At 62.2% G+C, this 15,140-nt stretch carries 5 protein-coding genes; 2 read left to right on the plus strand and 3 right to left on the minus strand.

Features of this window, described 5'->3' with window-relative positions; genetic code table 11:
- Positions 1-29: 29 nt before the first annotated feature.
- Both BFP89_RS21500 and BFP89_RS21505 read right to left on the minus strand, forming a co-directional pair.
- Entirely contained in the window at positions 30-1,598 is a 1,569-nt protein-coding gene (locus tag BFP89_RS21500) for a TerC family protein (RefSeq protein ID WP_065887470.1), read from the minus strand.
- 988 nt (positions 1,599-2,586) lie between these two features.
- A complete protein-coding gene (locus BFP89_RS21505) occupies positions 2,587-3,414 on the minus strand; it encodes a N(5)-hydroxyornithine transformylase PvdF (protein WP_065887471.1) in 828 nt (275 codons plus the stop codon).
- A 198-nt stretch (positions 3,415-3,612) separates the two neighbouring features.
- On the opposite strand from BFP89_RS21505, the gene BFP89_RS21510 reads away from it, so the two are divergent.
- Both BFP89_RS21510 and BFP89_RS21515 read left to right on the plus strand, forming a co-directional pair.
- A complete protein-coding gene (locus BFP89_RS21510) occupies positions 3,613-5,265 on the plus strand; it encodes a cyclic peptide export ABC transporter (RefSeq protein WP_065887472.1) in 1,653 nt (550 codons plus the stop codon).
- A 108-nt stretch (positions 5,266-5,373) separates the two neighbouring features.
- Positions 5,374-7,815, plus strand: a complete 2,442-nt coding sequence (locus BFP89_RS21515) for a TonB-dependent siderophore receptor (RefSeq protein ID WP_083208129.1) — start codon at positions 5,374-5,376, stop codon at positions 7,813-7,815.
- 665 nt (positions 7,816-8,480) lie between these two features.
- On the opposite strand, the gene BFP89_RS21520 is transcribed toward BFP89_RS21515, so the two are convergent.
- Positions 8,481-15,140, minus strand: a 6,660-nt coding sequence (locus BFP89_RS21520) for a non-ribosomal peptide synthetase (RefSeq protein ID WP_141689123.1), incomplete at its 5' end; no start/stop codon positions are given.

Genomic DNA, 15,140 nt, shown 5'->3' on the forward strand with positions numbered 1-15,140 from the left:
AACCCAGGAGCAAACCCTTGATGGCCTATTCAGGCGCTATGCCCTGAAAGAGGCTCAAGGAACACCTGCGTCACCCGGCGCTCACGCACCGCAGCCACCGTCAACCGCCAACCTTCATGTTCCAGGTGATCGCCCACCACGGGCAGGCGATCGAGCAGGCTCATGACCAACCCGGCCAGGGTCTGGTAATCCTCGGTAGCGGCCGCCTTGAAACCGGTGCGCCGACGGACCTGATCGAGATTCAACGCGCCATCGGCACGAAACCCCGCGCCATCCTCGACGATCTCCCGCCCTTCGATCTCGCTGGCATCGGGCAATTCACCGGCGATGGATTCAAGGATATCGGTCATGCTCAACACGCCCATGAAGTCACCGAACTCGTTGATCACGAAAGCAATATGCGTGGATTCCTGGCGCATTTGCTCCAAGGCATTGAGGATCGAAAAGCTCTCCAGCAGATTGATCGCCCGGCGCGCCAGGTCTTCCAGGTTCGGCTCGTTGCCGGCCAGGTATTCCTTGAGCAATTCCTTTTTGTGCACGAAACCCAGGGGCTCATCCACCGCGCCGTTACGGATCAACGGCAACCGCGAGTAGGACGAATGCATCAGTTTCAGGCGAATGCTCTCGGGATCGTCCGCCAGGTCGATACAGTCGACCTTGGCCCGTGGCGTCATCAATGTGCGGATCGGGCGTTCAGCCAATTGCAGCACGCCGCTGATCATCACGCGCTCGCGTCGATCGAACAACGGACCTTGCGCAGCATCCGACGCGTCCAGCAGGTCGGCCACCTCTTCACCGACCTCCTCCACCGCCAGGCCGCGACCGCCGAGCAGGCGCATCACCGCGTGGGCGGTGCGCTCACGCACCGGCAATACACCTTGCGCCGACTTTTTGCGCCGCGAACGGGCGATCTGGTTGAACACTTCAATCAGAATCGAGAAGCCGATCGCCGCGTACAGGTAGCCTTTGGGGATGTGGAAGCCCAGGCCTTCGGCGGTCAGCGCAAAGCCGATCATCATCAAAAAGCCCAGGCACAGCATGATCACCGTCGGGTGGGCGTTGACGAAGCGGGTCAGCGGCTTGCTCGCGACGATCATCAGGCCGATGGACACGATCACCGCGATCATCATCACCGCCAGCTCATCGACCATGCCCACGGCGGTAATCACCGCATCCAGGGAGAACACCGCGTCGAGCACCACGATCTGCGCCACGATCGGCCAGAACATCGCATAGGCCACGTTGCCCTTGTGCTGGGCCACATGCCCTTCCAGGCGTTCATGCAACTCCATGGTGGCCTTGAACAACAGGAACACACCGCCAAACAGCATGATCAGGTCACGCCCGGAGAAACTCTTGTCGAACACCTCGAACAGCGGCTGGGTCAGCGTCACCAGCCAGGAAATACTCGCCAGCAGGCCCAGGCGCATCAGCAAGGCCAGGGACAAACCGATCAGCCGCGCGCGGTCGCGCTGTTCAGGCGGCAATTTGTCCGCGAGGATCGCGATAAACACCAGGTTGTCGATGCCCAGTACCAGTTCCAGCACAATCAAGGTCGCAAGGCCGAGCCAGGCCGTTGGATCCGCTAACCATTCCATCTATGGGTTCTCTGTATTCAAGTGGTTCAGAATGCCGGACACGGCAAAACGCGGTCACTGGACCGGGACAAGGTTAGTCGACGAAATACGGGGTGTACGAGCGGGAACAACGACAGCGGGTGTCTTGGGGAAAGACGACTGGGGGGCTCCGAGAGGGTGTTCATGCAAGTCCTGAAATAACCAAAGGACTTGAATCCTACATCCCAAATACAAATTTCCTACAACGCAAAACTATTACAAAACCTGTCTTCCTGACTTATATAAAACCACTGTGGGAGGGGGCTTGCCCCCGATGGCGGCCTCTGGGCCGACCAGGATGTTGGATCAGATCGAGTACATATCCGTTTCTGCGGTCACGGCTGCTAATGGTTCCGCTTTTACAGCGGCTCACTTTTGAAAAGCGCAAAAGTAAGCAAAACGCTCTTGCCCCACCACTCGGCACCTCGCTTAGGCTCGGCGTGCCCTCTCTCCGGCTTGAATCCGTGGGCCGCCGCAATGGGCCATCCATGGCCCTGTGCGGCTAACCCGGCGTCCTGCCGGGTTACCCACGAATTCAAGCCTGCGTTCGGCCAGCGTGGTTTAACGGGGCGCCTAAGATCAAAAGCAGATCAAGAGCAAGAGCGGCTCGCTTCGCATCGTGGGTTGGGCGCTGCTGAGTTGAGTAGACACCTATGCCCCGATGAGGGACCGTCAGTGCATGCTTCTGCGCCTGACACACCGCCATCGCGGGCAAGCCCCCTCCCACATTTGAATTTCATGCGTCGGGAGGAGTGTATTCGGCCCTTCTGCTCCGGCAACCGCACCAACATCTATCTGCAGACGCTTGGTTTCCGGGTAGTGCCCGGTCTATAAGCCATACACCAATCCAATGTGGGAGGGGGCTTGCCCCCGATGAGGGACAGTCAGTGAATGCTTCTGCAACTGACCCTCCGCCATCGGGGGCAAGCCCCCTCCCACATTTGAACGCCATGCGTCGGGAGGATTGTATTCAGCCTTGCTTAGCCAACAGTTCCAGGCCTTCATGCAGCGCCGGGAACAGACTGTTGTTGAAGTTGTTCCAGCGCAGTTCGAGGATGGTGTCTTCGGGCGAAATCTCGGTCTTCAAGACGTCGTGGAACACTTCGCCGGAATCAATGCCGTTATCCACATAGTGAAATGACGCGCCGGTGAGGTACAGCGGCGCCGAGGGGGTGGTAGCCCTGGTCGTCCAGTCCACCACGGTCTGCCCACGCGCGCCATATAAGGCGTTCCAGGTGGCATAGGCGCCACGGCGTTCGTAAGGCGATTCGATGCGGGTGATACCCGGATGGATGTTCATGATGCGCCGCGCAAACGGTGCGCCTGGGCGTACCAGTTCATCGAGGATCACCAGCAAGCCATCGAGCACCACAATGTCGGCTTTCAACTCGACCAGCACGTCATGCAGGCGCCGTTCGAAATCCTGTTTGCCGGCGATATGCCCGGCGCTGCCCCGGGGCAGGCGACGATAGGTCGACGGTACGCTCAGCAACAGGTCGTTGACCAACTTGCCCTGTACGCGCAGGTCGGCCGGGTACAACCACTGGCCGCCAGGCTTGTAGGCGAAACCATAATCGGCGACCAGCGCCTGATCCCGTGGATTCTGCTCATCGTCGTCGTACACCACCCCGACCAGGTTGTAGGCGTCGCCCAGCGCGGTGTCGTTGAGCGAGCCCACCAGAAACTCCAGCACCGACTTCATGTAGCGCTCGTGGTCCTTGTAGGCCACCGGCTGCCCGGCCTTGTCGGCGGCGGCATTTCTCAGGGACCAGACATACACCAGGTTCTTTTTCGTCATTGTTTCGCTCTCGCAGAAGGAATACGTACGGCGTGAATACCCGTGCGCCTACCCAACAAGAACGAACCAGCCCTCGCGCAATTTATCCAGCGCCGCCACCGCCCGGCACACCGAGCTAAATAGTCGCGCCGACACTTCGTTTGTCATGGGTAAGGGTCTGTGTGCCCAGCCCCTCTTTTCACTCTCCGGGATGTATTTATGACCGACCCCAAACGCGGCGCCTTCAAAGGCATGCTCGCCCTGCTCCGGCCCTTTCGCATCATTGTGACGGTCTCCGTCGCCCTCGGCATGGTGGGCGGCCTGGCCATTACGTTGCTGCTGGCGACCATCAATAACGCGCTGCACTCGGCGGCCGGCATGACCCAGGGCGTGGTTCTGACCTTTGCGGCACTGTGCGTGGTGGCGCTGTTCAGTTCGATCATTTCCGACATCGGCACCAACTACGTCGGGCAACGGATCATCGCCGCCCTGCGCAAGGACCTGGGCGAGAAGGTGTTATCGGCGCCCATCGGCCAGATCGAACGCTATCGCTCCCACCGCCTGATCCCGGTGCTGACCCACGACGTCGACACCATCAGCGACTTTTCCTTCGCGTTCACGCCGCTGGCCATCGCGGCCACAGTCACCCTCGGCTGCCTGGGCTACCTGGCCTACCTGTCGGTGCCGATGTTCCTGATGATGGTTGTGGCGATCATTATCGGCAGCACCGTGCAGTTCATTGCCGGCGGCAAAGGCATCCAGGGCTTCGACCTGGCGCGCAGCCATGAAGACGAGTTGCAGCGTTACTACAACGCCATTGCGTCCGGCGCCAAGGAACTGCGCATGCACCGGCCACGGCGGTTTCGCATGAACACCCACCGCATCCAGGAAACCGCCGACCGCATCAGCGATATCCAGGTGCGCTCGGTCAATATCTACATCCTCGCCAAGACGTTTGGCTCGATGCTGTTCTTCGTGGTCATCGGCCTGGCCCTGGCGATGCAGGCGTACAACCCCAATCCGGACCCGACGGTGATCACCGGCTTCGTGCTGGTGCTGCTGTACATGAAAGGCCCGCTGGAACACCTGCTGGGTTACATGCCCGTGGTCGGCAAGGCCAAGATCGCGTTTGGCCGCATCAGTGAACTGTCGGAGCGTTTTTCGTCGCCGGAACCGCACCTGTTGATGGATGACAGCGAAGCGCCGACACCGGTGGTCAACAGCCTCGAACTGCGCAACGTGAGTTACAGCCCGCCGGCGGTCGAGGGCAGCGAGCCGTTCCACCTGGGGCCGATCAACCTGAGTATCCAGCAAGGCGATATCGTGTTTATCGTCGGCGAAAACGGCAGCGGCAAGACCACCCTGATCAAACTGCTGCTGGGTCTGTACCCGCCCCAGGCCGGCGAGATTCGCCTGAACGGCGAAGCGGTCACCGATCCTGAGCGCGACGACTATCGCCAGCTGTTCACCACGGTGTTTTCCGACTACTACCTGTTCGACGACCTGGTCCAGGGCAGCGCCGCCCAGTCCCTGGACAGCGCCACCAAATACCTGGAACGCCTGGAAATCGCGCACAAGGTCAGCGTCAAGGACGGCGTGTTCAGCACCACCGACCTCTCCACCGGCCAGCGCAAGCGCCTGGCCTTGGTCAATGCCTGGCTGGAAGAACGCCCGGTGCTGGTGTTCGACGAATGGGCCGCCGACCAGGACCCGGCCTTCCGCCGGATCTTCTACACCGAGCTGCTGCCGGACCTCAAGCGCCTGGGCAAGACCATCATCGTGATCAGCCACGACGACCGTTATTTCGACATCGCCGACCAACTGGTACGCCTGCGCGCCGGCCAGGTGGTGCACGAAATGGAACCGGCATGAATTTTATTTTCCGGTTTTTCCAGGTAGGAACGTCTCACTAGTGCTAATGAGAATTAACCTCAATAGATACGATAACTGCCCACTTAAAACCTAGAAGAGAAAGCATCCATGCCAGCACGACTCGGTCTCAGCCCCCTGAGCACAGCGTTATCCATGCGCAGGGCCCTGAACATGAACCTTCTTCCGAGTGCCCTGGCACTGGCGGTGGCGCTGCCGATGGCGGGCTATGTTCAGGCCCAGGAGATCGAGTTGAACATTCCTGCACAGCCGCTGGGGAGCGCGCTGCAGGAATTTGGCCGCCAGACCAACGTGCAAGTGCTGTACAGCCCTGGCGACGTGCAGGGTAAGAACAGCCGGGCGATCAAGGGCAAGATGCAGCCGCAGCAGGCCGTCGATGCGTTGCTGGCAGGCAGCCAGACCACCTACAGCCTCAACGGCAATACCTTGACCGTGGCCGCCGCCAGCACGGCGGGCGGGCTGGAACTGAGCCCGACCGAGGTCACCGCCAACTACCTGGGCAACGTCACCGAAGGCTCGAACTCCTACACCCCGGGCACCATTGCCACCGCCACGCGCCTGACCCTGACACCCCGGCAAACCCCGCAGTCGATCACGGTGGTCACGCGCCAGCACATCGAGGACTTCGGCCTCAACAGCATGGATGACGTGATGCGCCACACCCCCGGCATCACGGTGTCGGCCTATGACAGCGACCGTACCAACTATTATTCCCGGGGTTTCTCGGTCAACAGCTTCCAGTACGACGGCATTCCTTCCACCGTGCGCAACGTCGGTTACTCGGCGGGCAATACCTTGAGCGACATGGCGATCTACGACCGCGTCGAAGTGCTCAAGGGCGCTACCGGCCTGCTCAATGGCGCCGGCTCCCTGGGGGCGACGATCAACCTGATCCGCAAGAAGCCGACAGCGGACTTCAAGGGGCATGTGCAATTGGGCGCCGGTTCCTGGGACAACTACCGCAGTGAGGTGGATGTCAGCGGGCCCCTGACCGACAGCGGCAATGTCCGTGGGCGTGCGGTCGCCGCGTACCAGGACAAGAAGTCGTTCATGGACCACTACTCGCGCAGGACCGAAACCTACTACGGCATTACCGAATTCGACCTGTCTCCCGACACCCTGCTGACCGTGGGCTTCGACTACCAGGACAACGTTCCGCAGGGTTCGAGCTGGTCCGGCTCCTTCCCGCTGGTCAATTCCAACGGCAGCATCAACAAGATGCCGCGCTCCTACAACAACGGCACCACCTGGAGCTCCTGGGAGCAGAACACCCGAACCGCGTTCGCTATGCTCGAGCATGACATGGGCAGCGGCTGGGTGACCAAGTTCCAGCTCGACCACAAGATCAACGGCTACCACGCCGACCTCGGTTCGATTCAGTTCGTCCAGCCGGCAGCCGATGGCACTGCCGAAGTCAACGGGCAGAAGTACACCGGCGAAACCAAAAGCACCTCCGCCGATCTCTACGCCACCGGGCCTTTCAGCCTGTTCGGGCGCGACCATGAACTGGTAGTGGGCGGCTCGATCGGCACCTCGCGCTGGCAGGGCAAGGGTTACTGGTCGCCGGAATGGCCGGGCGGCAACAAAGTCGATTTCTATAACTGGAACGGCCACCTCGCCAAGCCTATCTACGGCCCGGCCCAGCAGCACATCGATGACACCATCCGTCAGACGGGTTACTACGTGACCACCCGCTTGAACGTGATGGATGACCTGAACGTGATCCTCGGCGGGCGCGTGGCCAACTACCACGTCACCGGCAACAACCCTTCCTACAAGGAAACCGGGCGGTTCATTCCTTATGCCGGGGTGATCTACGACCTCAACGACAACTTCTCGGCGTACGCCAGCTACACCGATATTTTCCAGCCTCAGGAAAGTACCTATAAGGACCGCGACGAAAAACTGCTGGAACCGGACGAAGGGCAAAACTACGAGATTGGCCTCAAGGGTGAGTTCTTCGACGGCCGCCTGAACACCAGCATCGCTTACTTCGAAGTGCATGAGACCAACCGTGCGATCTCCGACGATGCGTACAACAACCAGACGCCAACCCCGCAGAACTATGCATTCAAAGGTTCCAAGGCCGTAACCAAAGGCTACGAAGCGGAAATTTCCGGTGAGTTGAGCCCGGGCTGGCAAGTGCAAGGTGGCTACACCCACAAGATCGCGCGCGATGACGATGACAAGAAGATCTCCACGTTCGAGCCCGAGCATCAGGTCAACCTGAACACCACCTACAAGCTCAAGGGTGACCTGGACAAGTTCACCATCGGCGGCGGCGTGCGCTGGCAGACCAAGGGCTGGAACGAGATCTGGAACGGGCCACTGGAAACCAATCAGGACATCACCCAGGAATCCTACTGGCTGGTGGACTTGATGACCCGCTACCAGGTCACCAAGAACCTGTCGGCGACGGTCAACTTCAACAACATCTTCGACAAGTCCTACTACACCAACGTGGGTTTCTATAACTCCGCCGCCTACGGCGAGCCGCGTAACGTGATGGTCAGCACCCGCTGGGACTTCTGACCGCACGGCGACAAGCTCCCCAATCGGCGGAGTAATGGGGATCAAAATGTGGGAGGGGGCTTGCCCCCGATGGCAGTGTGTCAGTCAATACATCTGTTGACTGTGACACCGTAATCGGGGGCAAGCCCCCTCCCACATTGGATAATGCCGTCCTGATCCGCCTCGTAATGGTCAGCATCGCTGGGAATTCTGACCCCACGGCGACAAGCTCCCCAATCGGCGGATTAATGGGGATCAAAATGTGGGAGGGGGCTTGCCCCCGATGGCAGTGTGTCAGTCAATACATCTGTTGACTGTGACACCGCAATCGGGGGCAAGCCCCCTCCCACATTGGATAATGCCGTCCTGATCCGCCTCTTAATGGTCAGCATCGCTGGGAATTCTGACCCCACGGCGACAAGCTCCCCAATCGGCGGATTAATGGGGATCAAAATGTGGGAGGGCGCTTGCCCCCGATGGCAGTGTGTCAGTCAATACATCTGTTGACTGTGACACCGCAATCGGGGGCAAGCCCCCTCCCACATTGGATAATGCCGTCCTGATCCGCCTCGTAATGGTCAGCATCGCTGGGAACTCTGACCGCACGGCGACAAGCTCCCCAATCGGCGGAGTAATGGGGAGCAAAATGTGGGAGGGGGCTTGCCCCCTCCCACATTGGAGACGGGTTACCCCATCGCCTGCGCCAGGCTGCGGATGAACGCGGCGCTGTCAACAATGCCGTCGTGGTCCGTCTCGATCATCACCGAACGCTCGATGCGTCCCTGGCTGATCACTCTCGCCATCTGCTGTTCAATCAATTCCCTGAAGCGCCCTGCCCGGCTCATGGACGCCCACCAGCAACTGACAGGCGCCTTGATCGGCTTGAAGTCCGACGCGACCATGCGTTCGCTCAACGCGCGGTCGACGTCCCAGGCAATCTGCGCTTCGTTGCCGTGCAGCAGTTGCTCCTTGATGGCAGTAAAGGTTTCGCCCAATGCCCGCTCAGCCCAGCTCACGAACCCTTGCCACTGTCCCACTTCATCCTCGGCATCGCGCTGGCACTGCTCCCAGGCACGCTGTATCGCCTCGGCGAACTCAGGGAACATCACGCCCAGTAACGCCGCGCGGCGCTCGTTGGCCGACACCTCACGATCTTCCCCCACGTCGACCGCATCCCAGTAAGGCTTGACCCACTGCGGCGGCGCGGCGTCGATCCACCCCACAAACTCCACGTCGCGCCCCGCCTGTTCCAGGCCGTGCGCCACTTCCATCGCCAGGTTACCGCCCAACGACCAACCTGCCAGGCGGAACGCCCCGTGGGGCTGGGCCATCAGCAGCTGTGCGGTGTAATCCTCGACCATCACTTGCCAGTGCGGCACCGCCGCGCCCTCCTTGGCCAATGCTTGGCACATCACCCCGAATACCGGGCGCTGCTCACGCAGCGCGAGGGCAATCGCGGTGTAACAATGCACCGAGCCAAAGCTTGGGTGGAACAGGAACAACGGCGTGCCTTCGGTCTGCTGGTTGAGCCTGACGATCAACGACGTTCGGTGATCGCCCTGCAAGCAGCGGACCTGCCCTGCCACAGTCGGATTGAGCATCAACTGACTGACCGACAAATTCACACCGCTGACCTTGCGGATGCGCTCCTTGAGCATCAGTATCCGCAACGAATGGCCACCCAGTTCGAAGAAATTGTCGTGCAGCCCCACGCGTTCCACGTCCAGCACCTCGCTCCAGATCGCCGCGACCTGCTGCTCTATTTCGCTGCAGGGTGCCTGGTACTGCCCGGTGCCGTGGGCCTCTGGCTTGGGTAATGCCTTGCGATCCAGCTTGCCGTTCGGGCTCAGCGGCATCTGCGCCAATACCACCCATTGCGCCGGCACCATGTAGTCCGGCAACTGCGCGGCCAAGTGCGCAACCAACGCGACTTTCCAATCGTCCTGCGGCTGTTGCAGCACCACGTAACCCACCAGGTGGGTGCCGTCGACCGCGAGCACGGCCGCTTCACGGATGCTGCTGTGTTCCAGCAGGCGCGCTTCGATCTCACCCAGCTCGATGCGCAGCCCGCGCAGTTTGACCTGATGGTCGATGCGCCCGGCGTATTCAATCACGCCATCGTCGCGATAACGTGCCAGGTCGCCGGTGCGATACAGGCGCGCGCCGCTGCCGAACGGATCGGTGACAAAACGCTCGGCGGTCAGCGCGGGACGACGGTGATAACCCCGCGCCAGCCCGACCCCACCCAGATACAACTCACCCAACACACCGACCGGCGCCGGTTCCAGGTTGGCGTCCAGCACATAGCACGAAAGGTTGGCGATCGGCCGGCCGATCGGCACGACGTCGCGGCCCTCTTCGACGCAGGTCCAGTGGGTCACGTCGATTGCCGCTTCGGTGGGGCCATACAAGTTGTACAGCCCGGCGCCGGGCAGCTTGGCGAAGACCTGCTGCTGGGCGTCGGCGGGCAAGGCTTCGCCACTGCAGACAATGCGTTGCAGGCTGTGGCACGAGGCCACCTCTGCGTCTTGCAGGAAGGCTTGCAGCATGGACGGCACGAAATGCAGCGTGGTGATTTGGTGCGCGTTGATCAGGCTGACCAGCCGCGCCGGGTCACGATGGTCGCCCGGTGCGGCCACCACCAGGCGTGCGCCGGTCATCAATGGCCAGAAGAACTCCCACACCGACACGTCAAAGCTGAACGGTGTTTTCTGCAGCACGCTGTCACGGGCCTCGAGGCCATACGCCTGCTGCATCCAGCACAGCCGGTTGGTCAGCGCACGATGGCGGTTGCCGGCGCCCTTGGGCTGGCCGGTGGAGCCGGAGGTGTAGATCACATAGGCGAGGTTTTCGCCGTGCACGGCGACGTTCGGGTTGTGGGCGCTGAAAGCGTCCGGCGAGGCGTCGCCGCTTTCCAGTACCAGGCTTTCCAGTACCAGGCTTTCCAGCACCAGGCATTGCACGCCGGCTGGCACCGGCAATTGCGCCTGCAGGTGGGCCTGGGTCAACAACAATTGCACAGCGCTGTCCTGCAGCATGTAAGCCAGTCGCTCACGCGGGTATTCCGGGTCCAGCGGCACGTAGGCACCGCCCGCCTTGAGCACCGCCAACAGGCCCACGACCATTTCGATCGAGCGCTCCAGCGCCAGCCCCACCAGTACGTCCGGGCCGACGCCGGCAGCGATCAGGCGATGGGCCAGGCGGTTGGCCCGGGCGTTCAATTCGGCGTAGCTCAAGGTGTGCCCGGCAAACAGCAGCGCCGGGGCCTGCGGCGTGCGCTGCACCTGCGCCTCGATCAACTGATGCACCGCTTGATCCAAAGGATATTCCACCGCAGTGGCGTTCCATGTCTGCACCAGCGTCGCGCGCTCGGCGGCGGCCAGGGTTGGCAATGCACCCAGGCATTGGGAAGCATCGTCTGCCAATGCCATGAGTAATTGCTGGAAGTGCTCGGCCAGGCGCTGGATGTGCGCTGCGCTGAAGGCCTTGTGGTCGTAGTTGAACTCCACGCCCAGGCTGTCGCCTATCGCCAGCAGGACCGTCAGTGGGTAGTGGGTCTGCTCCAGGCTTTGCACCGCGCCAAAGCGCAGCCCCGACGGCGCGCCCTGCTCCAGGGCCTCGGACACCGGGTAGTTTTCGAAGACGAGGATACTGTCGAACAGCGCTTCGCCGCCCAGCCCGGCCCAGCGCTGGATCTCGAACAACGGTGTGTGTTCCTGCTCACGCAAGCTCAGGTTCTGCTGCTGGACCTGCTGCAGCCACTGACTGACCGACATCTGTGCATCCGGCGTCGCCACCACCGGCAAGGTGTTGATGAACAGGCCGACCTGCTGTTCAATCCCGCGCAATTGCGCCGGACGCCCTGCCACCGTAGCGCCGAACGCCACGGTGGCGTGCCCGGTGTGGTGCTGCAGCAGCAACAGCCAGGCGCTTTGCACCAAGGTGTTGAGGGTGACTTTGTTGCGCTGGACGAACGCTTTGAGACGCTCGGTCTGCGGCGCGTCAAGACTCAGGCGATGCTCACCGTTAATCGCCAGGGCCGTGTCGTCCTGCACCTGTGCGCCACGCGCCAGGCGCGTGGGCTCCTGCAAGTTGATCAACTGGTCTTTCCAGAACGCCTGGCTGAGTGCCTTGTCCTGGGCATGCAGCCAGGCAATGTAATCGCAATAACGCCCGGTCGGCGCCGGCAATGGTTCACCTGCATAGTGTTGCAGGACTTCGCCAAACAACTGCGAACCGCTCCAGCCGTCCATCAGGATATGGTGATTGGTGTAGATCAAGTGATAGCTCGACCCACCGGTGCGCACCACCGTCAGGCTCAACAGCGGCGCCTGTTCCAGCACAAAGCCCTGGGCCCGCGCCGACTCGGCCAGGCTGTCGAGGGATAAGGCAGCATCGTCGCGCGCCTGCCAGTCCAGCTCGACAAACGGCAGGCGAACCTGCTTGTAGACCACCTGCAAGGGCTGGTCCAGCTCGGCCTGCCAGACAAAACCGCTGCGCAGGATCTCATGACGCTCGACCGCCGCCTGCCACGCCTGGTGGAAGCGCGGTACATCCAGGCCGTGCACGTCGATGCGCATCTGGTTGATGTAGTCACCCGAGCCTTCGCCGTACAGCGACTGGAACAGCATGCCCTGCTGCATCGGTGACAGCGGGTACAGGTCTTCGACCTCGGCGGCGTTCAGCGCCAGGTCATCGAGCTGCTGCTGGGTCAGGTTCGCCAGGGGAAAGTCGGAGGGCGTTACGCCCCGGTTGGCCGACTCGCAGCAGTGGTCGATCAGGGCCTTGAGTTCCCGGGCGTACTCATCGGCCAGTTGCTGGACAGTCGCTTGCGCGAACATGGCCTGGCTGAAACTCCAATTGAGCTTCAGCTCGCCGCCATACACCTGGCCGTTGATTTCCAGCCAGTTACCCAACGGCGCCTCCGGGCTTTGCTCGGCACCGCTGGCGTCGCCGGAAGGCGTAAACAGCCCTGGCTGCTCGGCGCTGTCGAAGCTAGCGTCGAACTGCCCCAGGTAGTTGAACGTGATGCGCGGGCGTGGCAACGCGGCCAAGGCCTGCCGGGCCTCGGCATCGCCCAGGTAACGCAGTGCGCCAAAGCCCAGGCCCTTGTCGGGGACGGCGCGCAGTTGTTCCTTGATCTGTTTGAGGGAGCTGGCCAGGGTGGTGGCCGGCAGCAATTTCAACGGGTAAAGGCTGGTGAACCATCCGACGGTGCGGGTCAGGTCGATCTCGTCGAACAGGTCTTCGCGGCCGTGGCCTTCGAGCCTGATCAACATCGACTCATCACCGGTCCAACGCGTGATCACACGGGCCAGCGCGGTCAGCAACAGGTCGTTGATCCGGGTGCGATAGGCGCTCGGCGCGTCCTGCAGCAAACGACGGGTGTAGACCGGGTCCAGCTGCGTACTCACACTCAGCGCCAGGTGGTTGCTCAGGCTGGCCTGCGGGTCGGCGCCGGGCAAGCCGGACGGACTGCCGTGCAGTTGCGCCTGCCACCAGGCCAGTTCGTGTTGCAGTGCCTCACTGCGCGCATACGTCTGCAAGCGTTCAGCCCAGGTGCGGGTGGCGCTGGTCTTGGCCGGCAGTTGCACGGCGGCGCCCTGGGCCAGTTGCTGGTAGGTGCTTTGCAAATCTTCGAGCAGGATGCGCCAGGACACGCCGTCAACCACCAGGTGATGGATGACCAGCAACAATCGCTGGGACCCGTCGGCCAGTTGCGCCAGCACCGCACGCAACAAGGGCCCCGCCTCCAGGTCGAGGCTGCGCTGGGCTTCTTCGCCCAGGGCGTCAAGTTCCTCGACTGTATTCAAGGTGGTCTGCCACAGCACCTGGTCGGCCTGGTGCAGGTGCGGCCCACGGTACGTCGCACTCCAGCCCGCCGGCCCCTGCACAAATGTGCTGCGCAAGGCATCGTGGTGCACGATCAGCGCCTCAAGCGCGGCCACCAGCAGCGGCACCTGCAAGGGCTGGTGCGGTTGCAGCACCACCGATTGGTTCCAGTGGTGACGCTGGGGGATGTCATCGGCAAAAAACGCCTGCTGCACCGGCAACAGCAGCAGCTCGCCGCTCAGTGCCGATTGATCCAGCAGCACTGCGCCCTCGCCTTCCTGGGCGACTGCCGCCAGGCTCTGCACGGTCTGGTGCTGGAACAGGTCCTTGGGCGAAAAGCGCACGCCGACCTGACGCGCCCGGCTGACCACCTGGATCGACATGATCGAGTCGCCGCCCAGCTCAAAGAAGTTGTCATGCAAGCCCACTTGCGGCAGGCGCAGCACGTCGCACCAGATCGCGGCGATCTTGCGCTCCAGTTCGCTCTGGGGCGCTACATACACCTGCTGCATCAGGCTTATATCCGGCAGGGGCAGGCCCTTGCGGTCGAGCTTGCCGTTGGGGGTCAGCGGCATGCGTTCGAGGAACATCAGGTGGGTAGGCACCATGTAGTCCGGCAAACGGGTTTTCAGGGCGCGACGCAGGGTTTCGCGGCCGTTGGCCTGGGCGACGGCATCGTCCAGCAGGGCCGGGTCAAGCGGCACCACGTAGGCCACCAACTGCTTGCCGGTAGGGCCTTCCTGGGCCACCACCACGGTTTCGCCGACGCTGTCCTGTTCGCGCAGGCGCGCTTCGATTTCACCCAGTTCGATACGGAAGCCACGGATCTTGACCTGATGGTCGACGCGACCCAGGTAATCCACCACGCCATCGGGACGCCCACGGGTCAAGTCGCCGCTGCGATACACGCGGCTGCCGGGCTTGCCGAACGGGTCCGGCACGAAACGTTCGGCGGTCAACGCCGGACGCTCCAGGTAACCCCGGGCCACGCCCTCGCCGCCCAGGTACAACTCGCCGGCCACGCCGATAGGTTGCAGGTTGAGCTGCGCATCCAGCACGTAGCCGCTGCGGTTGCCGAGCAACGTGCCGATGGGCGCGTAGACGGCGCCGCACGGGTCGCCCTTGCGCGCCTTCCACAGCAGCGGCGTGACTACGGTTTCTGTCGGGCCGTAGCCGTTGAACAGGTAGGTCGGCTTCAGCGCGCGCCAGGCCAGGTCGTAGCTGGCCTGGGCCACCGCATCACCGCCGAAGCAGTACACCCGAACGGCTGGAGGATTGCCGTCGCGCTCGGCGTGTTCGGCCAACTGTTGCAGGTACACCGGTGGGAACACCGCCATCGTCACGTTGTGCCGGTGCATCTGCTCATAGGTGTATTCCGGCAGCCACAGGCTGTCGTCGCGGATCAGCACGCTGGCGCCATTGATCAGCGGGTGCATCCAACCCTCGTGGGAACCGTCGAAGGCGAACGACATGAAGTGCAACTCGCAATCGGCCGGGCGGGTTTCATAGCGCTC

Source organism: Pseudomonas sp. 31 R 17 (assembly GCF_900004915.1).
GTDB lineage: Bacteria > Pseudomonadota > Gammaproteobacteria > Pseudomonadales > Pseudomonadaceae > Aquipseudomonas > Aquipseudomonas orientalis_A.